Raw genomic sequence first — 22,608 nt, forward strand, 5'->3', positions numbered from 1 at the left:
GAAGAATACTAATTTAGAGTGATTTAGTTGACAAACCTAGTAGGAGTACGTTTATACTTCTATCTAATTAAAGAAAGGTCTCTTATGCGCATCTACGTTAACCATAAAACATGGATTACATTAGTGAGTATTGTTGCAATCGTAGCATCTACGTTTGTGTCTGCAATGCCGTCTATGGCCATGGGTCTAAACAACGAAGCGCAAGAAATGGCCGCTCACTGTGAAATGGCACATACCCATGAGCTTCTTGGTGAGCATGCACTAGACGCCAGTCACGCAGACATCTCCGACGAGAACAATTGTTCCCAGGGACAAGAAGGGGTTCACGCATGTTGTACTACACTTTGCGGTACTGCGTTTGGTCTTTCTCCCTCCCCCATCATTCTGGTCCATCATAACGCTCGACTTTTAAAACACAGCGAAGCCGCTGCTGGACAACCAAATCAGATAGCAAGTCAGTTCGAACGCCCCCCCAGGGTCTAATTATTCCCAATTCATATCCCTCTGACCGTCAGGTCTAGAGGAGTTTTTTTTCGCGCCTGCTACGCAGGCTCGTAGATTTGGAAATAATTGTGAATATATCTTTTAGACCGGTTGTACTAGCTGTGAGTGCAATCCTATCCATAGCGCCAGTTGCTCATGCTACGAGTACATCTGGAGTGAAGCAGCAAACCTTGATCCAGTCGGTTAACGTATCGCTTGAGCAGCTTATTGCTGTAGGGCTTTCTAACGATTCTAGTCGTACGCAATATTACGCTCAATCGGAAGCAATGCGAGAATCAGGGATAGCCAGTTCTACACTTAATGACCCTGTACTCAAACTGGGAGTTGGAGGTTTACCTACCGATAGTTTTCGATTTGACGAAGACCCAATGACCAATATTTCAGTGGGCTTAATGCAACAATTTGGACGAGGTTCTACTTTGGAGCTTCAGAGTAAAAAAGCTCAGCAGCAAGCTGACGGGGTTGAGTTTCAGGTCGGTGTCCGAGAACTAGAAATCGTAAACAACATTACTCAACTTTGGCTTGAATTAGGTTTTGCGCAACACTCAGAACGTGTTTTGCTTGAAAACCGTCAGCTGATGCAGGAGATGGAGCGTTTCATTCAAACCAACTACGCTATCGGCAACAGTGAATCTCAAGACCTAATCCGTGCACAACTGCAAGTAGGAAAATTGGATGAAAAGTTACATGCTAACCGACAAATGCAAGCTCGTATCCTATCCCAACTATCGGAATGGCTAGGGGCTGGTTGGTTATCAAGTCAGCCTGAGCTGTCTGCTAATGTATCGCTTGATTGGTCGCGCCTTGAAGAGCAACTAGGTAGTCAAAGTCATTCCAGCTTCTTTCCGATTCTGAATCAGCACCCAATGGTTCGCATTGCTGACATGCAAATTGCAGCTAGTGAGACACAAGTCTCGATCGCGGAGGAGGCTTACAAACCTCAATTCGGGATTGAGGCTATGTATGCCCACCGACAAGCCCCGAATATGCGAGGGACAACCGCACCGGACTTATTAAGTGCCTATGTCACAATGGATATCCCGCTGTTCACTGGTAACCGCCAGGACAAAAACCATGCGGCAGCGGAATATCAAGTTGTCGCCTCCAAATCCAACAAAGATGCTCTTCTGGCTCAAATGAACGCCAAGGTAAGTGCATTGATTATGGATCGACAGAATCTCCAAGAGCGCTTTGAACGCTATCAACGAAGCTTATTACCTCAGGCGAAAGCTCGAACTGGAGCCGTAGAAAGGGGGTATGAGAACAATACCGCTCAATTCAGTGATGTCATCACCGCGGCTAGTGAAGAGCTAGATATCGAGATAGAAGCGCTACGATTGGAAGCTGATTTAAATGTCGTGAATAGCAACCTGTCTTACTTCTTGAATGGATTCGATTTTCAGGCAGATACCCCTGAGCTATCAAAACCGACGAAAAACCAATAATTACATAGGTAAGTAAAATGAAAACGCTAAATATAGCGCTACTGGCTCTCGCGGTAGGCGCGGGTCTTGGGTATGTGAGCACACAATTTTTAACTGGACATGATATGTCTGTTGCGTCAAACACTACCTCTAAGAAGGATGTGAATGAACCACTATATTGGGTCGCCCCCATGGATCCCAATTACAAGCGAGATGAACCTGGGAAATCACCTATGGGTATGGACCTCATACCTGTTTATGCAGATGACTTGAACGGTGACAATGATAAGCCAGGAACAGTAAAAATTGACCCTTCTGTGGAGAATAATCTTGGTGTAAAGACAGAAAAAGTCGAAATAGCGAAGCTATCGCCCCGTATCGAGACCGTCGGGTATATCGCTTTTGATGAAAGTCGGCTTTGGCAAACTAATGTTCGCGTTTCAGGTTGGGTGGAAAAGCTCTACATAAATGCAGTAGGCGAAAGAGTAAGCAAAGGGGATGTGTTGTTTAAGCTCTACTCTCCGGAATTAGTTAAAGCTCAGGAAGAGTTACTCAATGCTTACCGCACTAAACGTAGCTCTTTGATCAAGGGGGCAACAGAGCGGCTAATAACATTGGGTGTAGATAAAACGCAAATTAGAGAGATTGTAAAACAAGGTAGAGCTTCGCAAACTGTTGATGTTAAAGCACTTGGAACAGGAGTTGTGGCTACTTTGAATGTTCGAGAAGGTGGTTACCTGTCTCCAGCTCAATCTGTTATTAGTGCTGGACCTATTAATGAAGTTTGGGTCGATGCTGAAGTCTTTGAGCGTCAAGCTGAATGGATTAAATCTGGTAGTGCAGCAGTTATGACTCTGGATGCAATTCCAGGGAAAGAGTGGAGTGGTGAAGTTGACTATGTTTATCCTATCCTTGACCCTGCAACACGCACACTTCGAGTTAGACTTAAATTCTCTAACCCTGATTTTCAATTGAAGCCCAATATGTTTGCCAATATTGCACTTCAACCCAAGACAGAAGAGGCGGTGCTTACCATACCACGTTCGAGCGTCATACGCTCAGGTGGAATGACGAGAGTAGTGCTCTCTGAAGGGGATGGAAAATACCGTTCGGCTAGAATAAATATTGGTCGAGAAGCTCGAGATAGAGTGGAAGTGCTCAAAGGGCTTACACCTGAAGATGTTGTAGTAACGTCAGCTCAGTTCATGCTCGATTCAGAGTCTAGTCAAAGTGCGGACCTTTCACGTATCAATGGCGTGGAATCATCACTAGATTCAGTGTGGGCTAAAGGCGAAATCACCAATGTAATGGTTGAACACTCAATGCTTACAATTAACCACCAACCAGTCCCAGAATGGAATTGGCCGGGTATGACGATGGATTTTAGTGTCGAGTCAGATGTTGATTTAAATAATCTCGCTTCTGGTCAGAGCATTGAATTTGAGATGGTTAAATCACCGGATGGTCAATATATAGTCGCCGACGTAAAAAACAGCGAGAGCAACATGCCACGTGAGATTTGGGTCGATGGTGAAATTACAATGCTCATGGCTGACTTTGGAATGATCACCGTTCGTCATGGTGAGGTGCCTGAATGGGGCTGGGGTGAAGGAGAAATTAATTTCTCAACAGACGGGTCATTGGATCTAACACGATTTTCAGAGGGGGAAGTAGCTCAGTTCTTGATATTAAAAAGTGGTAGCGATTTTGTCCTTTCTGATCTCAAGCAAGGAGGAGAGTAGCTATGATAGGAGCAATAATTCGCTGGTCTATCAATAATCGATTTCTTGTTTTAGTTGCGACGTGTTTCTTAACTCTCGCTGGTCTTTATAGCGTCAAAAACACGCCAGTTGATGCCATACCGGACCTTTCAGATGTTCAAGTCATTATAAAAACTAGCTATCCTGGTCAAGCACCTCAAGTTGTTGAAGATCAAGTCACCTACCCATTGACGACAGCGATGCTCGCAGTTCCGGGAGCAGAGACCGTTAGAGGTTACTCATTCTTCGGAGACTCATATGTTTATATCATTTTTAATGATGATACAGATATGTATTGGGCGCGCTCGCGAGTTTTGGAGTATCTGAGTCAGGTCGCACCTAACTTACCTTCACAAGCAAAACCGACGCTGGGGCCAGACGCAACAGGTGTTGGTTGGATCTATAGCTACGTTCTACAAGACAAAACGGGGAACCATGATCTAGCCGAGCTTCGCAGTATTCAAGACTGGTTTCTTAAATATGAATTACAAACCGTAGCAGGTGTTTCTGAGGTAGCGACTGTTGGCGGTATGGTCAAGCAATACCAGGTGCAAATTGATCCTGCAAAACTGCGTGCATACGACCTAACTTTACAGCAAGTCAACAGCGCAATTAAGAATGGTAACCAAGAGTCTGGTGCATCTGTTATAGAAGTGGCTGAAGCCGAACACATGGTCCGCACGACCGGCTACTTAACCAGTATCGATGATATTAAGGCTCTTCCGCTTAAAGTGACGAGTAAGGGTACGCCTCTGCTACTTGGTGATATTGCAGATATCGACCTAGGACCACAAATGCGTCGAGGCATCTCTGAGTTTAACGGTGAGGGAGAGGCTGTAGGCGGTGTGATTGTCATGCGTTTTGGCGAAAACGCAAGTGAGGTCATCGATAATGTCAAGGCTAAGCTGGAGGAACTTCAACGTGGCTTGCCTGTAGGCGTTGAAATAGTTCCAACGTATGACCGCTCAACATTGATCAATGCAGCAGTCGAAAACTTATGGAAAAAACTGGCTGAGGAATTCATCGTTGTTGCTATCGTTTGTGCATTATTCTTGTTCCATATTCGCTCTTCGATAGTTATTGCAATAAGTCTACCTGTCGGGATTTTATCGGCATTTATTGTCATGCATTGGCAGGGCATTAACGCCAATATAATGTCTTTGGGGGGAATTGCGATTGCGATAGGGGCAATGGTGGATGGTGCTATTGTTATGATAGAGAACGTCCATAAGCACATTGAAAAGACGCCTTTGACAGATAAAAACCGTTGGCAGATCATTGGCAAAGCAGCAGAGGAAGTAGGTGCACCACTCTTTTTCTCACTATTGATAATAACGTTAAGTTTCGTGCCTGTATTTGCACTGCAAGGACAGGAAGGTAAGATGTTTTCGCCTCTTGCATACACGAAAACTTATGCTATGGCCGCAGCTGCCGGTCTTGCAATAACCCTAGTTCCCGTTCTGATGGGGTACTTTATTCGCGGTAAGGTTTTGCCAGAACATAAAAATCCGGTAAACAAAGGACTTATCGCACTTTACAGACCAATGTTAAACCTTAGCCTTCGTTTTCCTAAAACGATGATTGTTCTTGCGTTGGGTCTGATGGCTTCTGCCTATTATCCTGCCTCAAAGCTAGGCAGTGAATTCATTCCACCTCTGGATGAAGGTGATCTGATGTATATGCCTACTACTTACCCTGGCATATCCATAGGTAAAGCCAGAGAGCTACTGCAACAGACTAATAAGCTCATCAAGACCGTGCCCGAGGTCAAAAGTGTGTGGGGCAAAATAGGTCGCGCTGAAACGGCTACAGATCCTGCGCCTCTGACCATGATTGAAACCACAATTCAATTGAAACCTCGAGAGCAATGGCGAGAAGGCGTCACTACAGAATCACTTCGTAAAGAGTTTGACGACTTAGTCCAGTTTCCTGGCTTAACTAACGCCTGGGTCATGCCAATTAAAACACGTATCGATATGCTAGCAACGGGGATCAAAACCCCAATAGGTATCAAAATTGCCGGACCTGATTTATCCGTTATTGAAAAAATAGGAGCAGATATCGAGCCTATTTTGAATAGTGTACAAGGTACAGTCTCAGTGTACGCGGAGCGCGTAGCTGGAGGACGATACGTTACGATTGATATCAAGCGTGTGGCAGCAGCTCGTTACGGATTAAATGTCAATGATGTTCAGCAAGTCATTTCCACCGCCGTTGGTGGGATGAATGTGGGAGAGAGTGTCGAAGGATTGGAGCGTTATCCCATAAACGTTCGATATCCACAAGACTACCGAGACTCTGTAGTTAAGCTGCAGAATTTACCTCTCGTTACTCCTAACGGAGCTCGAATCGCACTGGCTGACGTCGCTGATATTCGATATGAAGATGGCCCGCCAATGATTAAAACTGAGAATGCTCGACCTAATGGTTGGGTCTTTGTTGATATCGCCGAGAGGGACTTAGGCTCATATGTTACAGAAGCTCAGAGAGTTGTCGCTGACCAGTTGGAGTTGCCTGCAGGTTATTCATTGGCGTGGTCAGGTCAGTACGAGTATATGGAGCGCGCAAAACAGCGATTGAGTGTCGTTGTGCCAGTGACGCTAGCCATCATTATGCTATTGCTCTACTTGAGTTTCCGTCGCTTTGGTGAAGTCTTTGTCATCATGGGTACTCTACCACTTGCAATGGTTGGTGGCCTTTGGTTGATGCACTACCTCAATTACAACTTTTCGATTGCTGTTGGCGTAGGCTTCATTGCCTTGGCTGGTGTGGCTGTGGAAATTGGCGTGATAATGCTGGTTTATCTCAATCAAGCTTGGCATGCAGCAAAACTGTCTGCACAAGAAAGTAATAAGAAAGTCACTCCAGAGATGCTTACGGATGCTATTCGAGAAGGGGCCGGCTTACGTGTTCGTCCCGTTATGATGACAGTATTGACAGTTATCATAGGCCTTATCCCGATAATGTACGGCTCAGGTACTGGCTCGGAGGTGATGCAACGCATTGCTGCGCCAATGATTGGAGGGATGGCGTCAGCACTGCTTCTTACGTTGTTGGTTCTTCCTGCGATCTTCAAACTCTGGAAATCTAAAGAAACGCAATAGTTCAACACAGGATCTCTTGAACCATGATTGAAACAAGAGATCCACTACCCACACAAAAGGATATTATTATGAAGACAGCACTACTAACCACAGCTTTGGCTTTGATTTCAATGAACCTGTATGCCGATGAGATGGACCACTCTAAAATGGATCACAGTGCAATGAACCATGGGTCGATGAAAGAAAGCAAGATGGATCACAGTAATATGATGAATATGGAGGGGATGTCAGCGGTTGGCATGCCTGCAAGCGGTGCTAAGCCAGACAAAGTGGTTCATGTTATCTTGAGTGATGATATGAAAATTACGTTTAAACGTGATGTCACAATCGAACCGAATGATGTTGTTCAGTTTGTCGTTCTCAATACCGGTAAGATTGACCATGAGTTTTCAATAGGCAGCAAAGAAGAGCAGCTTAAACATCGTGAGATGATGAAAAACATGGGAAGCCACGCCCATGATAGTGGTAGTACAGTGACGGTTAAACCTGGAAAAGCAAAGCAGTTGCTGTGGCACTTCCACGGAGACACTAACGTTGAGTTGGCATGTAATATACCCGGTCATGCAGAAGCAGGTATGGTGAAATCACTGAGCCTTAAGTAGCTTCAGTTAAGTCTACAGAGGTGTCGTCAGAACGCTCACCTCTGTATTCGCGTGACCTCGATTAAATATTTGGATAGTAGATGTCAGGTTATTTAGTTGCTCTATCAAATAAAGGGGCGTCTTTTTCTTTCCAGGTAGCCTCACCTCAATCCGTTACTTGGAGTAATTTGGGATACTTTTTTTAATCTTACATAAACTCTTTAGAGTAATTGCTCCTAACGTATTTATGTCCACAAACACGTTATAAAGGCTATCTGTTGCATCTTACATAACTAAAGCGGTACCTAAGCGTCAACAAGTCCGAGATAATATTTCTAGGGCTACAGCGGGAGCGTTTTTATACCTGCCAATAAGCAATATATTGCTCATACCAGCGACAGCTAGCATTCGGTGAAGCGCTTGGTGAAGGCTGCACATGTTGTTTTATCAATCACATTTCCGCTATATACAGAAGCACGACTGCTTTAACTTAACTATCAAAAAACGCCGAAATAACACGTTGCTTGAATCGGCCAAGTTTCAGATCTTCTTGCGATAGAGTTGAAGTCGATACCCCTGCCGACTGTGCTTCTAAGTCTTGCCAATTGAGATAGGAACTAGATGTTTGAAATGGAGTCTCACCTGCACGTACACTAACGCCCACTTCTACCTTACCGGTAAAGCCTCTTAATTCCTTAACGTGTTGTTTTAGATACAAACATGTCTCTGGGATGTCTTGCTCAATTCGCTCAGCGAAACCTATTAGCTTTTCTTCGGCAAAGGTATACAGCCAAGCTTCTTGGTTTGAAGCCTTATTGACCCTCAAAACTCGCCCTAACACTTGCCTAAAATACAACTCGGTTTTTACTGCGCTTAGATGACAGCAAACTTGCAACCTTGGAATATCTGTACCTTCGCTTATCATTCCGACACTGACAATCCACTGAGTACTTGAGTGTCGAAAAACCTCTATCTCCTCCAACGGGTTCTCATGCTGGTACGTTACGATACTCGCTGATTGACCAAAATGTTGAATCAATAGTGATTGAATAGTCTTAGCATGTTGTACAGATGCAGCGACGATAAGCCCACCGGCCTCCGGAGAGCTCTGTCGAATCTCATTCAGCTTGTTAACGGCTAGTTCGAGTAAGTGGGTCATCGCTGAATCGTTTTGAATCACACTACGGTAGGAAGCGTTTGATTGCTTGAGCATTTCCAAAATAGATGCGTACTTTATAACTTCGGTACCTTCCGTTAGTGAAAGCCGCTCGCTGTCTACCAAGACAATCTTGGGAGCACGGCATACTCTCTCTTGTACTGCACGCCTTAACTCGTATTGATAATCGCAAAGCAAACAACCGTCGGGGTCGGTATACTCCGCCATCGCTATAGGTACGCTATCTGAACGCCATGGGGTCCCCGATAATGCCAATGTATAGCGAGCAAGGCCTTGTATCTTTGTGATAACTTGCTCACCCCAAGCATTTGAACGACCTTCGTCATCAAATGAACAGTGATGGATCTCGTCAAAAACAACCAAGACGCGATACTTTCTTATGGTGTTCCAAAAAGCATCATCTAAAAAACGGATAGACTGGTACGTATAGGAAGCGCCCATAGCTCCCATACCACCATCAAAAGAACAATTTAAATGCCTAGCAAACGTCTCTTTAATTCCAAGTGCGACGATGGAAGACGGAGAGAAACAGAGAACAAGGTCAATTTTGTCCTCTCGAATTAAGCACTTCGTCAGTTCAGCTGCCATCACCGTTTTACCGGCACCGGGCGTCGCTTGGCAAAAAAAGTGTCTTGTTGAAGTCATATACTTTTCGAGTGCAGCGGCAACACACTCTTCCTGCCACAACCTCAACATGAGAATGAGCCTTCTGTTTTGGACACCAATAGAACCTTAGATAAAGCATTAATCTTGCCCAACAACTTAGCTGAATACTCCTTACTTTCAGTAAACATGGTCAGAAACATATCTTTTTTCTTCGGAAATCGTTCCATCAAAGATTGATACTCTTCGACTTCACTGAGCACAATAGCAAGCTCACCTTCATACTTGCTTTTCTCTTTTTGTAAAACCCTCAGATCAACGTGTTCTAGTGTACTTGGTGCGGCTACAGCTTCACTTAAATCACTTTTTAGCTTACGCGGAGTCAAAAAGAGAGATTTCATCAACTCAGTTTTTCGATACTTTTTAGATCTATTGTGCCCCTTGGATACTAGCCAACCTTTGCGCTCAAACGCCAAAATTTGCCGATAGACATACTTCCTAGCTTCCTGATGGTTTTTAAATTCTTCGCTTAGGTCCATCAAAGCATCTCTTGCCTCTGTTACCGAAAAGTTATCCATCTCTTTTTTTATCAGTAGGTTAAACATGTAGGCATTGATTTTTTGGGGCTGTGTCATTTGATCATTCATACGCATAAAAACTTAGGATTGCTAAGTATACAAAAATCAGTAAAACTTAGACAATCTAAGTTATCGAAAGGTTGATAAGAAATGTCTAAGTGCAAAAAGACAACCCAATCCCAGCGAGGCTTAAAGCTGCGCGTAAAAAAGCCAAGATCACCCAAAAAGATTTAGGGGTGAAAATTGGTATGGAACCAAGCTCTGCTAGTGGGCGAATGAATCATTATGAGAAAGGTAGGCACGTACCAGATATTGGTACGCTTGAACGCATGGCTGAAGAGTTAGATGTGCCGCTGAATTACTTTTTCTGTAGGAATGAATTGAGTGCTGAGTTGGCGTGTGCGATTGATAAGCTGAGTGATGAAGAGAAGGCGACCCTATTAGAAAAACTGACACAACCTAGTTAACTCTAAGCAAGATGGTTCACTAACCAACAAGTTGCTGTATAGATAATTTGCTAAACACCTGCTTTACAAAGCAAAGTTCACCAGTCTCGGCATCGGTGACATAATTTTCATAAGAAGCTATTTGCTCTATAGTTAGAGCATCTATCTGCACAGTGAAAGGATTTGTATCATTGGGATCGTTAATTTTCTCGTAAACAGCAGCAAAGTCGTCCTCGTCAATACAGTCCTTCTTTTTCTCCAAAGCGACCTCTAGTGCGGCAGCAATTAACTCTTTAATCTCACCAAGTACACCTTTACTTGCCGATAACAATCTCATTGCGAAATCAACGTCTGTCAACGGCACCTTGAATCTTAAAGGCACTGCCTTTTCGAGAGCATCTAAAACATCTAAATAATTGTCAATTGCAGACTCATCTGTGATCTTAATGTAAGGGAGTGTGCGTCGAACCATAATTCGCCTATTCCACTGAGAGTCTTCTAAAATTAGCCCAGCACTATGAAGTCCTACAAACACAATCGGCAAATGACACTCATCACTAATCATTTTGAGACGGTCTCTAATATCCTGCCTCTGGTTATGACTGGTTCGTTCAAATAACTCTTGGCACTCCTCAATCACTAAAAATTTAAGCCCAACTCTTTTCGATGTTTCAATCACACAATCCGTTAATCCGATCTCTGAAGGCTTAGCTCTGCTATTTCTATAAGCTCCAAGTTCTTTGGCCATCCATAGTAAAGTCTCAAGTAACGTGGGTCTTACACGAGTAGTAAGAACTTCATTCCTTGATAAGTTTTTCTCGATAAAATGATTAATTGTGGCTGTCTTTCCTGCACCGGTGCCAGCTGTCAGAAGCATTGAAGGCGCAAAAGTGCCAAACTTCCTGCGTCTCATTATCCACTCGAGTCCAGAGAGGACTTTTTCAACCTCCGGGTAAATTGAAAAAGAGTCATGATAGTTTGCTAAAACTTCATCCCGCTCCAAATTCCTACTCACTGTTGTCACAACTATTGCCTCCGGTTTTTGCGCTCGTTCCATTTAGACCTAAAGCTCTCTAGCGGAGTTGTATCAGAATTGCTTTCCGAATCTGAGATACTAAAGCTTGATTTTGGCGCTCTATCACTCAGTTTGGAGTGAGGGGTATCGCTGTTAACACTAGATATTTCTGCAACTTTCTTGGTAGATTTCGCTTTCCGTTTACGTTCAGAATGTGTTAGCTGCATTAGGTCTGATTGTTCTGACTCGATTCGGTCATGCAGAGCTAGTCGAGCTTTTGCTAATGACAATACATCTATTTCTCCTTTTATGTAGGTTCTATGAGCCGCCAAAATCTTTTCATGCTCGCAAACGCTCAATCTAACGGTGTAACCAATTGGATCCTTACTTGGAACCTTCACATATCCTTTAAGCTCCTCGAGGTATACGTAGATAGCGGATAAATCATCTGGGTCTACTTTTATTTTCTTTTTCAACGACTCTTTTGTTTGGGGGTACGTCTTCCTATAATCAGACAACGCTACACAGTCATAGTCTATATGCATGAACTTAATGCCTTTGTCAGTCAGCTTTCTATGCTGAAGAATTCCCATAACTACGCTAAATGCTTGCTCCTGATCGGGTAAGAGTTTTAATGGTGGTAAAACGTCATAGCTTTGCTTCCAGTAAAGGTTTGGTATTCTTTTATGACGACTATCAGCATTAACATTGTGCACGTCTACTATCCAACGGTGGAACTCTTCTACAAAGGTACTAAAACGCATGACTGCATCTTTTTCTGGTTTGTAGTCTTCTTTTTCCAGCACGTTAGAGAATGTTTTACCCGGCACCCAGCCAACAATCCCTTGAACAATTTCACCAAATTTACGTTCAACAAATGGCTTTAACCATGGTTTGCGAACCTTGTTATAAACTACATTTATCCCAACCTCCAAGCATGCATCCTCCCAGCTTTTTGACCAAAACTCCGCACCGTTGTCGACCACCAAGTTCTCTATTTTCCCCTCGCAAAGCCATTCATTGTTGAATGAAATAGGCATTTCAGAAATGTAGCTCTTACTTTTTGTCGCATGAATAACGGCTCTGGATGCCGACACATAACTAGGAGCTTTAAAGCCTAGATGAAAGCCGATTATGCACCCACTAAAAACATCTACGAGCAGTGTCAAATGTGCTCTACCCAACGGCACCATGAGGTCATCATGCAATAGAATCAAATCCAAGGGGGTATGATCCATTTCGACTCGTTCCAAAATTCGAGTCGGCATATCCACAGATTGATAATAGTTATAGAGCTTATCTGCGTAGTATTTCCCATGCCGAGCGAGCGCGACGCTGTATGGTTCCTCTTTGCGAATACGATTCTTAAACGCTTCATATGAGACTTTGGGTATTTTTCCGGCGACTATCTTATCGTTAGCTACTGTTATCCTGTCGCTGTAAAAGATGAATGCCGCTCTAATCGACTGTCGCCTTGCGTCTAGGAACATCTTCAGGGCTTCATCATAATATTTTTCATCGCCAATAACCCTGGCTTCTCGATTACCTTTAAGGTGGTTTTTATCGACCAAGCTAGTAAAACTTCCATTCGAGTCAACAAATGAATTGTGCCAACGTTGCAGTGATTTATAGCTAGGTTTCTTGGTAAGACGTGTTTTGGAGAAGTGTTTTTCAATTAGTGGGTTGAGGTTTTTAGGAGTCCAACCTCCGCTCAGTTCATTCGCAACTAAGGATAGCAATTTATACCTTTCGAGCGCTTTGCTCTTCTGCTCCTCAGGATATGAAGAGAGGTCTCGCTCAATAATCTGTGTCGACTGTAATCTCGAGTACTTAAGACGTTCGCTCTGAGTTTCAGGCAAAAGCTCATGTTCTATTTCAGAATCTTCGTTGTACTCGGGCTCGAACTCGTCATGGAATCGACCAACCACTTCATCTCACCGAAACAGTTGTACTTCCATTCAACACAGCGATATCTAAATCAACACCGGCTTTTCCTACTGCAATCAGTTTTAAAACAGAAGCGAACACCCGACCGACGGACTCTCCAATTGAGACGGCTAGATCACTGATTTTCATTGTTTCCTGTGAAATCAGATACGAATGCACTTTGAATGTAAGCTCATCGCCTTCGATACATCCACTATACCGATGTACCAACTCTGAGTTTTTAAGAAAGTACCCATCTCTAATTTGCTTATCAGTCACCAAAACAAGACCAAATCCTTTTCGATTGGCAGCCTCTTTACGAGCAGCAAATTCTTGTTTAAACGTCTTAGATAACGTTTTCGAGTGTGGTTTGACTTCCACATACTTGAATGTACCGTCAACATAGGTAGCTAGGAAATCAGGAGTGTAAGGGCGCTTTTTCCCATGGAAGTCATAGTAGAAACCCTCTGGCTGAGATTCGTAGTGAACTACATCTGGATCATATTCGAAATGATAGCAGCAGTCTCTCTCCAGACTACCCTCACACATGACAGCATCTCGGTTTTTGAGACTCGAGAATTTGTAGATGTTCTTATTAGGCGATGGCTTGCGAAGATTACGAATATACATATGCGTCCCTTTTGTTGTAACAAAACAACCAAAATAAGCTTAGGACACTTTAAGGGTTTTAAAAGGACAAGTTATGGTTTTATTGGGACAGGTTATGCTTTTAACAACATATGTAGTAACATTTTACGGCCCCTCCTCGTCGCTTTCTTTCAATGACAATTTGAGTAAACAGACCTTTACAAACTGTCGTCGGTTGTTGCGGGGACGTACCGAGCACCAGTTTCTTTTTCAGCTCCTTTGCCTCTTGCTTCCACTTCTCATCAAGCTGGGTGGCCAATTCTTCAGCCCTGGTGTGGGAGTAGTCATTTAGACTAAAGTAACGCTGACGAATATCACTGTTTGTCCCTACCGAGGTTATGGCTCGATAACCCACAAATCCAGCCAAGTGATCACCAACATCATAGAAATAAACCGCCATTCACTCTCCTGTTCTCGCTAACTCCATTCCCATATTAACTCAGTAGCTTAATATAGCTGTCACCTTCATTTCAACGAACCAATAGAAGCCCCAAAGCACACATAATCGCAAACCAAAAGACACTTGAAAGACTATTGTCTATGTGAGACCGGCTTTCAGAGCGATGTTGTTTCTCAGACCTAAGTCGCGCCTTGGCTCTTCCTTTGTTACGAGCCAACTCCAAAAGACGTGTTTCCTGCTCCCTTCCCATATATAGTCAGCGCCCTAATTGATGACAGATGTCAAAATAGCAATGCTGGTGGATGCATACTCACTGTCATTGTGAGACCGGCTTTCAGAGTGATGTTTTTTCTCAGACTTAAGTCGAGCCTTGGCTCTTCCTTTGTTACGAGCCGATTCCAAACGGCGTGTTTCCTGCTCTCTTTCCATGTTTTGTTATCTCCCTTTTTTGACGACATATGTCGAAATAGCATTGCCGGAGCTTGCATACTCACTGTCATTCCACCACGCCGTCGCCCTGGCAATGACATCTTCGATGGCTTGCTCGAATGTATGCGTCGTGCCAAACCGGCGCGAAAAAGTCTTGTAGAGTTTTAGTTTCGGCCTATCAATGATGATAATCACTTTTCTATACTCACTCACACTACCATCATTGAGTGTTTTTCTAACCACTTTTATGTGCATAGTTTGCGGCAGTGTTTGATCGGCATCCTTCCGTTTGACGGTGTTAACGCCCCACGGAAAAGTGAGCTCACTGACTCTCATCGATAACTCTTTCTTAAGACGGTCGATTTCGTCTTTATCACGGCTATAGTACTGTTCAGGGACGCCTTTGATACAGCGATGAACACGAACCAACTTCGACATGTTTTTCCTTGTCTTAGAGTAGATTGGTTAGCCAGTATACCAAACCCGCAAACAAATAAATCTGCTAGCCCCACTATCCTTATTGGTTTCATAAATAGACTCAATATTGACAATCGATACGGATTTCTCTTTGAACCATTTATTCAACCTCTCGTGTGCAATATCCACCAGCAATTCGTTCGCTGACGTTCTGGTGTTTAGGCCACATCCAAGGACATTAAATTCGATACGTTCTATCATTGTTTTCTCGCTGGTTGTTTGAACTGCCTTCTATCGCTTCACTCTAAAATACAGGGATAACGTTGATACTAAGATCAAGCTGAGCACCGGACCGAGCATCAGAATAAATGGAGAGATCGAACGCTCTGGGGGTAAAGGTTTTAGTACAGTTGCAAAAAAGTACATGGCAAAATTCACACAGGCCATTAATACACCGACTTCAAGCAATATACGTTCGTTCAACGTTACTGCTTTTGCTATGAGCCTACATCGAAATATGTGGATGATGATTATTGCTGCAGCACAACATACACTGGTAACCCAACTGATAATGTCCATAAACTCTCCCTGTTAGTTTGGCATCCAGTGCGTGACTTCTTGCGCACCAAATGAGGTTAGCGCCCCTGTTAGGCAAAAAATTCCAAGGTCTGACAAGTAAGTCGCCTCTGACTCTGTTTCATCTTCAAAGAGCACACGGCAAGCTTGGCCACCCTCTGGAGTTTCATCAGCAATAGCAATCCATTTTTGTGGCATGTCTGGTTCCCCTTTAAACAATAAAAATGCCAAAAATTGATGCTGAAAAACCAACGATTCCAGCAATACCGACTTTTTTCCTTTTGGGCATATCTTTACTTGCATAACCACAAGCGTAACAACTCACTACACATAAGCTGAGTAAAAACCAAAATGATATAGGCATCTATACTTCCCCATTGTCCTTAAAATTCTCGGCGTAGCGGCGAAACTAGTAACTCTCGTTAGTTCGCCCACAATCAGCGCATATCCAACCATACAGCGTTTCTGTTATGAATTTGCCCTCGCAGGATGGACACTGTGAGGGAACGTTAGTTTGAAAATCATTCCATCTCGATTGAAGCAATTGAAAATAATCTGCATTGCTCAGTCCTTTGTAAAAGCCTAACGAAAACCCATCCGTGAACTCCACCAGCTTTGTTCGACCGTTTACATCATTGCCAACGTCAATCGCGAAAGCTGTTGGGCCATCATTCTCTGACATCAGAGAAACGGCTTGGACAACCATCGTCATGTCTGGCGTGTCGTCAACCTCTCCCATGTACTGACAACAAGCTAATATCTCCCCTTCTAGAACATAGACTCTGAACTCTGAGCGGAAATCAACCACTTCGCTTATCCAAACAGGAGTATCCTCATGGAAATGGTCTAGTTCTCCAATATTCTGCGTTGTGAACACATCGCCATTGAATAACTTGTATTTCATGGCAGGTTTAGCAAAAACGGGCGCGTTAACTACGTCTTGTCTAAGCTGAGCCATCAACTCTAATTTCACGTCACGACCTAGAAATGGGGCAAGTTCTGACGGATAGTAATTTGGGCGACCGGCATCCACACCCAACAGACTAAGAGCCTGGGTGTACGATTCCACACTACCAACAACCAAGCTAGCTTCTCGAAGCATGTCTTTATTGAGCTCACCGGCTTCAAAATATCGAACTGGCAGTCGCTCCTTGACACAGTGAGCATAAACCGCTTGTTCTTCTCTCCCCAGCCTAGCTGGAGTTCCATAACGCTGCAGATAGATCATCATATGCCTCTTTACTTACTGAATGGCTACAACAAAGTTTGCCAAACAATTCACTCGCTGTGCCTTATTAATGGCCGTTTTTTCAGCCGCTAATCGAAAATTTGGTGAGCTTAGAAAGTAAAAGGAAGGTTCTGTAGATTGATAAGGGCAATACCCTACGTAACGAGCATTAACCAGCGGCTCAAAGTCAATGAGCGTGCCTCGGATGACTGCGTGCACGAGCTTGGACTTTTCTTTTCGTACTCGCGCCTGCCCTTTCGCACTCACAACGAACTGACAGTCCCTCAATGAAATTTTTGAGCTGTAAGCAATCACTTTCCCATATGTGGCCTTCTCCCGCGATCGGATCGAATACACGCGTTCCGCATCAGTTGATCGATGAAGATTCAGATATACGTCAACTTTCATGACACCTCCGAAAAATAAGGGGAATACCACTTCCCCCCGAGCAAATGTCGTCGTGAGAGAACGCCTCTCCAAAGCAACACAGTTAGGTGAAACGACCTTCTTTAGCTTGCCTTGGCACTCACTCAGTGACCGTGAATGAATGGCCAGTATGTGGAGCACCAATTGCAGTCTTTTGCATTTCACTCACTGACTTCACATGATCGAGATACTGATCGCGTGTTTCATGTAGCAATTTCTGCTCTGAGAGCCAATTCAGAACCAACTCCCAAGCATTCTCTTCATCTTCTGCGTAGACAAGATAAGAATCTGGCTCGTACCCCTCAGCATGGGTAACTACTATGTAAGGCTGTTTCATTGCTCGTACTCCGTTCTAAAGCCTATTTCTACTGGTTGCGTTAGAGTGACAACCAGTTTCTGCGTAACGTGGTCCTTACTGCGTCATTTTCTCCGCGATTGCGACAAGTTGACTCTCAAGAAACTCAGTAGGTTTGGCCTTTCTTAGTCGTCGTAACTCTTTGACTTTTGCCTTGAAATCAAGAATGGTTTGCTTGAGATTGTTGATTTTAATTTCTAACCATTGCTTATCATCAAGATCCATCTTGAGTTGAAGGCGGTAGTCGTCCAAGTCGCATTGGGCATCATCGATAACATAGAGGGAGGACATTAAGTCCATTCTTGTTCGTTCAAGGACATGACGTTTAGAGGCTAGAGTCGCCGTTCGCTCATCTTTATGAGCTATCAAGGTAAACCCTGACCCCTCCAGTGAAGGCATAATCACTTCGGTTAGTTCATTGCCGTTACTATCTACACCACCATGCGCACTCGGATATTTAGAAAGCATTAAAGTCCCACAGTACTCTAATTCCTCATGCACAACTTGGTACCAACAGTTCCCCCAAAACATACCCATCTTGTATCTCCTTTTTGATAATGTTTCTGATAGCTTTAGAGTACATGTCCATACTCCTCCTCCCCCCCAATACGAACATGAGATCAGCGATAACAACGCTCCACTAGCAATTAGGGGGGAAATGAAAAAGGCCAAAGTGAACTTTGACCTTTGACTGGGTTCAGAGTGAAAAGGTTAGTTAACGACCACTTGGTCTAGGTCAATAAAAAGGGACTGCATGACTCGACATTCGTTATCGCATTCTTTGTCCCACGGAAATCGACCTTTGTTGTCTGATAAGACCAATTGGTAATGTGGAACACACGCATCCGCAGAATGGATGGCACTACTCAATGGAAAGGCTTCTTCCGTAATTGATTCAGGAGCCTTAACTAGCGCAACAGGGATTGGTAGCGCGTCTTTTAGGATATGAGCCTGATTCGATGTGCTGATAACGACTTCGTTGTTTCGAAGATACTCAAGAATGTCTGCATGAGCAGCAAATATGAAAGGTGGTATCAGTCCTACTGTAAACAACTCGAAACGGTTCTTCGTGTTGATCGCATTGCCTACCGTGTATGCATAGGGCCACCCATCCTTGTTAAACAAGATAGAGGCAGTGTCGCCTTCACTAATCTTATCTTTCAGTTGTTGTACACATAACTGCATCATTCCCTGCTTCAACGGTTCCATATTGATTACTCATTTAATGACTTGGTATGGGTAGTATCTGTGCACAAACACTCCCTCCCCCCAATTGTGAGAAATGAATGCTCGTCCTCTAGGGTCGACAATAAAAAGGGGGGAACTTGACTAACATAACGCTAGATTAAGGGGTGTTTAACGGCGGAACTGAACCTGTCGTTTTAAAACCTAATGTGATTAAGATTTCTTTTTCAAGGAAAGACCAGAGAGATAACAGAGCACCTGATAGGCTTTGTGCCACCAGCTCGAGGTGAAGCATTGAATCGCCTGTCATTACTTTGAATTTTGTAGATAGTAATTGTGCCACAAAGTGTAGAACTGATAGACCTAACAGGGTTATGCCCCAATCTTTGTTTAAATAATGGATATATTAATCAACAGTTCAGGTATCCAAAGTAAACTTATTATCAATGTCATCCAATAAAGAAAAAGTAGATCACACAACGTATGGATAGTCCTTCAGTGTCAAACACCTAAATTGAAGAAAAAAAACTAGAGTAAACCGACAAATTTCTTTTTTTTTGTAAAAAAATACAAGCACGTTTGTAAAGAGTTGAAAAATGTCAACGGAAAGTTAATGTAATCGGTTACCTTGAGACTTGTTACATTCGAAATTGCAAAAAAACGCCGCTTAATCATGAAATTGTTTTAAAAAACACGCAATCATAACTGGGTGGACGTCACTAGTTACTTAACAAGGCGTTACCATCTAGTTAACAGAAACGGAAAAAGATAAAAGTTTCTATATAACAGAGGCTTATAAGATATACAGATTCTTACGTGTGAGTTAAGTATCTGATATTAAATGGATTTAACGCTACGATGACAAGGATCGGTTTTTTGTTAAAACTACGCAAAAAATCTCTAAATTACCACTAAGATCATAGCTAAAACCCATTTGGGCTGGTGGCAAAACCTTTAAATATCAGTAGATTGAATTTATACTGGAAAAACTGAAGAAGAGGTGCAAGTAGTTGCATTACAACGTGTAGAAAAACTGACCTTACTTCAAAAAAAAAGCTTTTGGTTTGCACCGACAATCTATTCGAACTAAAACAGTACGTGTGATTGTGTGTAAAAAAGAAAAGTCTCGGACAATGTGTTGTGCTGACAGTCTCACTTATGAGACATCTATTCGTTGTTCGCGGTGATAGAATGGGCTAATGTAATAACCATAAGATGTAACATTCATGTTACACATAAATTACGTCAGATGGTTAAAAGCGCCGTACTAGAACTTGAAGAAGTATCTAAGGTAAAAAACTTTTTTCTTAAATGATCATCCAAAAGAAGATTACGAAAAATTTGCATTAGCAATGAAAAATGGAAAAAAAATGCTTTTACACCAAACTACAGCTCAACATCTTCAAACGCAGCGTCTTATCGACAAGCCGTTTGATGCATTTGATCAAGATGTGATTAATCATCTTGACGCACAGAATATCTCTGACTTCAGCTTTGAAGCGATGATGGCCTACCTAAATGCTGAGTATGCCGAAGCGTGTAAAGCTGCGTCTAGCGATCTCACATTCCGTCAATGGTCACAAGCCAACGAACTGTATGTGAACACCATTCACGTTTACTTCGTGTATAACAACATCGTGGCAACAGATCACATGAATGCACAAGAAGAAGTACGTGTCTTACACTAAGAAAAATTACTACAACAACATTTGTCTGTAATATTAAGATAACGAAATCCATACCACCGCATTGTTCGCAATGTGGGATTTCGTTTATCTTGAATTTGGCTTGAAGTTAAGGTTACGTTTGTTTGTTACCACAGAGCCCAAGGTCATTCCTTTACCACGTCTGGGTCACTTCATTACCACATAGAACGGTAATGTATCTATATTACTACAACGATGCTAACAAGTAGCTAACTGGTCCTTCTTGTCTCGAAATGACATCCATTTGTTTTATCTGTACTTTGCTCGGAGCTACCCGACGACCAAGAATAAGTTCTAGGTGGCTAAGCTTCATCATGAGCTGGATAAAGTACACCTTACAAAGCAATGGGTTCAATTCTTCAACGAATATGGATACGTGCTCTAGCGGGTTATCAACCTCTGGATGTGCATTCACAATCTCTTCTAAAATCTCCAAAGAGATAGCACCACTGCCGGCGCAAGGTTCAGATAACGTAATGGGCTCGGATATATTGGTCACATCACCAAGGGTCAACGCGTACATCAGTCTCCCCAATTCTTTCGGAGTAGGAAAGTAACTCGAGTCCTTTGCCAAACTAGAAAACTCGCACAACAAGTTTCCAATGGGATCTGTAATCCCTTTCTGTACGCCGAGCTCATGAATGATTTTCGACATCGCAGCAAAGGTTGGAGCTAGATCATCGCGTTCAATGAGCGACAATCGAGATTCATCCAGTGGATACACGCCACTAATTAAATAAGCATGCTGGTGGATGTACAGATCGAGAGCCTGGTGAGTTCCGGTTTTGTATCGCAGAGATTCCACCAGCGATTTCAATTGATTCTCTAGTGCTTTACTCATATTTCCCTCAGATATGTCCCGAATGGTACCTACCATTCTTAACTCCCTATGCTCTTCTCCCCCCTTTTACTCTTGCAAACCACGATTTATCCGCCTCTCTCACATAGGTGGGGGGAAGGCTAGCCGATGACGACATACTGAAACTGTTAACGAGGGAAAAAAGGACCTCTATTTGGAATTAATTGGCAACTTAAGTGAAACACTTACTGTAAGCCGGATTTTAGGTGGGGATGGGTTTTCCCAAACTAAGAGGACTAGACGTCGACAAAACACCATTAATGCTTTGGTTGGCGCACAAGGAGAATTTTATATGTACAGTCGCTACTACTTTACGATTTCTGCTATTCAAGCTTATGACTCTGAGGTACCGAATAAACGTTGCCCGGTAACTGGTAAAATGAAAACCATTGAGCATGCTTTTGAAGAGTGCTTTCCTGTGGCTATTGAGGACATGACTGGGATCCAATCCATGGCTCAGCATGCTTATGGGGACCAGAAACTCGATTGTTTTGTTAGTCGGGACTTCCTGTTCATCGCAATTGGTGACAAAATTGTGCGTGTTATGCCATTCAACCCAGCCTATGAATATGGCTTTCACCCATACGCGATTCAGAATTTTGAGCAGCACGTCAATCCAAGGCTCGTTCGTGATGGTATCGAGCTAAACCTACTTACCGACTACTTAAAGGCCAAACCGTTCAACATCGCGGAAAGAAATCAAAAAATCGTACGAAGTGTTAAGCGCCATCACAATATTGATGATTGTCACTTCGTGGCCACCAAGCATTGTATATACGTACTCAAAGGTACCGAGGTCATTCGCTGTTTTTTATACTATGCCGCTGACTACAATGAAGACGAATTCTTTACGTTCAGGAAGCATGCAAAAGATCGCGCTCTTGAGCACTTCGGTCACCTAATCAAAACTAATGTCAACTATTGGCTATGCCAACGAATTCACCAAGCCAAAGAAGACAAAAGGATATACAACAATTCTGCATTCATCGCCGATGTTGCACAAGCTTATCCAGACGTTGATGCCAAGTTCTTAATCGATGAACAGTTTGATATCGTTTTTGTGGTTAACCGCGATAACAACCATGTCCTAACTGTCCAGCCAAGAGAGCGAGACTGGTTCAGACCTAATAATCACAGAGTTAAGAAAGCCAAAAAACAGCATCGTCGTCCAGGGTTGAAAAGTCGACCTCATTCAGCGACACCGTATGACCGCAACAAAGAACGATCGATGGATTTTCGTAAACAGTACTAATCACCAATC

At 43.2% G+C, this 22,608-nt stretch carries 23 protein-coding genes; 8 read left to right on the forward strand and 15 right to left on the reverse strand.

Annotated features, from left to right (window positions below; translation table 11 throughout):
• The first annotated feature begins 84 nt into the window (after positions 1-84).
• From J4N45_RS10755 to copI, 5 genes are all read left to right on the forward strand, one after another.
• A complete protein-coding gene (locus J4N45_RS10755; RefSeq protein ID WP_252011403.1) occupies positions 85-483 on the forward strand; it encodes a hypothetical protein in 399 nt (132 codons plus the stop codon).
• Positions 484-572: 89 nt separating this feature from the next.
• The gene (locus tag J4N45_RS10760) at positions 573-1,949 is read left to right on the forward strand and encodes a TolC family protein (RefSeq protein WP_503055115.1); all 1,377 of its coding nucleotides are present in this window, start codon (positions 573-575) and stop codon (positions 1,947-1,949) included.
• 17 nt (positions 1,950-1,966) lie between these two features.
• Positions 1,967-3,670, forward strand: a complete 1,704-nt coding sequence (locus J4N45_RS10765; RefSeq protein ID WP_252011404.1) for a copper-binding protein — start codon at positions 1,967-1,969, stop codon at positions 3,668-3,670.
• A gap of 2 nt (positions 3,671-3,672) precedes the next feature.
• Positions 3,673-6,792, forward strand: a complete 3,120-nt coding sequence (locus J4N45_RS10770; RefSeq protein WP_006072857.1) for an efflux RND transporter permease subunit — start codon at positions 3,673-3,675, stop codon at positions 6,790-6,792.
• A gap of 68 nt (positions 6,793-6,860) precedes the next feature.
• Positions 6,861-7,394, forward strand: coding sequence for a copper-resistant cuproprotein CopI (gene copI / locus J4N45_RS10775; RefSeq protein ID WP_252011405.1), 534 nt, complete (start codon positions 6,861-6,863; stop codon positions 7,392-7,394).
• 469 nt (positions 7,395-7,863) lie between these two features.
• Here the strand turns inward: copI and J4N45_RS10780 are convergent, their stop codons facing one another.
• Both J4N45_RS10780 and J4N45_RS10785 read right to left on the reverse strand, forming a co-directional pair.
• The gene (locus J4N45_RS10780) at positions 7,864-9,246 is read right to left on the reverse strand and encodes a DEAD/DEAH box helicase (protein ID WP_252011406.1); all 1,383 of its coding nucleotides are present in this window, start codon (positions 9,244-9,246) and stop codon (positions 7,864-7,866) included.
• Positions 9,240-9,788, reverse strand: coding sequence for a VspR family transcription factor (locus J4N45_RS10785; RefSeq protein WP_252011407.1), 549 nt, complete (start codon positions 9,786-9,788; stop codon positions 9,240-9,242). The genes J4N45_RS10780 and J4N45_RS10785 overlap by 7 nt, the downstream gene beginning before the upstream one ends.
• A 101-nt stretch (positions 9,789-9,889) precedes the next feature.
• On the opposite strand from J4N45_RS10785, the gene J4N45_RS10790 reads away from it, so the two are divergent.
• A complete protein-coding gene (locus J4N45_RS10790; RefSeq protein ID WP_252011408.1) occupies positions 9,890-10,198 on the forward strand; it encodes a helix-turn-helix domain-containing protein in 309 nt (102 codons plus the stop codon).
• 19 nt (positions 10,199-10,217) lie between these two features.
• On the opposite strand, the gene J4N45_RS10795 is transcribed toward J4N45_RS10790, so the two are convergent.
• The 12 genes from J4N45_RS10795 to J4N45_RS10850 form a co-directional block, all read right to left on the reverse strand.
• A complete protein-coding gene (locus J4N45_RS10795) occupies positions 10,218-11,234 on the reverse strand; it encodes a TniB family NTP-binding protein (protein ID WP_252011409.1) in 1,017 nt (338 codons plus the stop codon).
• Positions 11,204-13,051 (reverse strand): integrase catalytic domain-containing protein, encoded by a 1,848-nt coding sequence (locus J4N45_RS10800; protein WP_252011410.1) that lies wholly within the window; start codon positions 13,049-13,051, stop codon positions 11,204-11,206. Before J4N45_RS10800 ends, J4N45_RS10795 begins: the two co-directional genes overlap by 31 nt.
• A 70-nt stretch (positions 13,052-13,121) precedes the next feature.
• On the reverse strand, positions 13,122-13,748 hold the full coding sequence (locus tag J4N45_RS10805; RefSeq protein WP_252011411.1) for a TnsA endonuclease N-terminal domain-containing protein: 627 nt from the start codon (positions 13,746-13,748) through the stop codon (positions 13,122-13,124).
• Between the two features lie 100 nt (positions 13,749-13,848).
• Complete coding sequence (locus J4N45_RS10810) at positions 13,849-14,166, reverse strand: hypothetical protein (protein WP_252011412.1); 318 nt, start codon at positions 14,164-14,166, stop codon at positions 13,849-13,851.
• A 264-nt stretch (positions 14,167-14,430) separates the two neighbouring features.
• Positions 14,431-14,595 (reverse strand): hypothetical protein, encoded by a 165-nt coding sequence (locus J4N45_RS10815; RefSeq protein ID WP_252011413.1) that lies wholly within the window; start codon positions 14,593-14,595, stop codon positions 14,431-14,433.
• 6 nt (positions 14,596-14,601) lie between these two features.
• Positions 14,602-15,033 carry a hypothetical protein gene (locus J4N45_RS10820; RefSeq protein ID WP_252011414.1) on the reverse strand — a complete coding sequence of 144 codons (432 nt, stop codon included), beginning with the start codon at positions 15,031-15,033 and terminating at the stop codon, positions 14,602-14,604.
• Between the two features lie 570 nt (positions 15,034-15,603).
• Positions 15,604-15,786, reverse strand: a complete 183-nt coding sequence (locus J4N45_RS10825) for a DUF551 domain-containing protein (RefSeq protein ID WP_252011415.1) — start codon at positions 15,784-15,786, stop codon at positions 15,604-15,606.
• 211 nt (positions 15,787-15,997) lie between these two features.
• Positions 15,998-16,819: an ATP-grasp domain-containing protein gene (locus tag J4N45_RS10830; RefSeq protein ID WP_252011416.1), complete on the reverse strand. Its 822-nt coding sequence runs from the start codon at positions 16,817-16,819 to the stop codon at positions 15,998-16,000.
• Between the two features lie 12 nt (positions 16,820-16,831).
• Positions 16,832-17,224, reverse strand: a complete 393-nt coding sequence (locus tag J4N45_RS10835; protein WP_252011417.1) for a L5-gp82 domain-containing phage-derived protein — start codon at positions 17,222-17,224, stop codon at positions 16,832-16,834.
• A 118-nt stretch (positions 17,225-17,342) separates the two neighbouring features.
• On the reverse strand, positions 17,343-17,579 hold the full coding sequence (locus tag J4N45_RS10840) for a hypothetical protein (protein ID WP_252011418.1): 237 nt from the start codon (positions 17,577-17,579) through the stop codon (positions 17,343-17,345).
• A 75-nt stretch (positions 17,580-17,654) separates the two neighbouring features.
• On the reverse strand, positions 17,655-18,065 hold the full coding sequence (locus J4N45_RS10845; protein ID WP_252011419.1) for a hypothetical protein: 411 nt from the start codon (positions 18,063-18,065) through the stop codon (positions 17,655-17,657).
• A gap of 243 nt (positions 18,066-18,308) precedes the next feature.
• The gene (locus J4N45_RS10850) at positions 18,309-18,806 is read right to left on the reverse strand and encodes a DUF4262 domain-containing protein (protein WP_252011420.1); all 498 of its coding nucleotides are present in this window, start codon (positions 18,804-18,806) and stop codon (positions 18,309-18,311) included.
• Between the two features lie 1,346 nt (positions 18,807-20,152).
• Here J4N45_RS10850 and J4N45_RS10855 point away from each other — a divergent pair.
• Positions 20,153-20,470, forward strand: a complete 318-nt coding sequence (locus J4N45_RS10855) for a hypothetical protein (protein WP_252011421.1) — start codon at positions 20,153-20,155, stop codon at positions 20,468-20,470.
• Between the two features lie 205 nt (positions 20,471-20,675).
• Here the strand turns inward: J4N45_RS10855 and J4N45_RS10860 are convergent, their stop codons facing one another.
• The gene (locus tag J4N45_RS10860) at positions 20,676-21,329 is read right to left on the reverse strand and encodes a hypothetical protein (protein WP_252011422.1); all 654 of its coding nucleotides are present in this window, start codon (positions 21,327-21,329) and stop codon (positions 20,676-20,678) included.
• Between the two features lie 310 nt (positions 21,330-21,639).
• Between J4N45_RS10860 and J4N45_RS10865 the strand changes: the two genes are divergently transcribed.
• Complete coding sequence (locus J4N45_RS10865; protein WP_252011423.1) at positions 21,640-22,599, forward strand: hypothetical protein; 960 nt, start codon at positions 21,640-21,642, stop codon at positions 22,597-22,599.
• The last annotated feature ends 9 nt before the right edge of the window (positions 22,600-22,608 follow it).

The sequence above is a fragment of the Vibrio sp. SCSIO 43140 genome, from assembly GCF_023716585.1.
Classification (GTDB): Bacteria; Pseudomonadota; Gammaproteobacteria; order Enterobacterales; family Vibrionaceae; genus Vibrio; species Vibrio maritimus_B.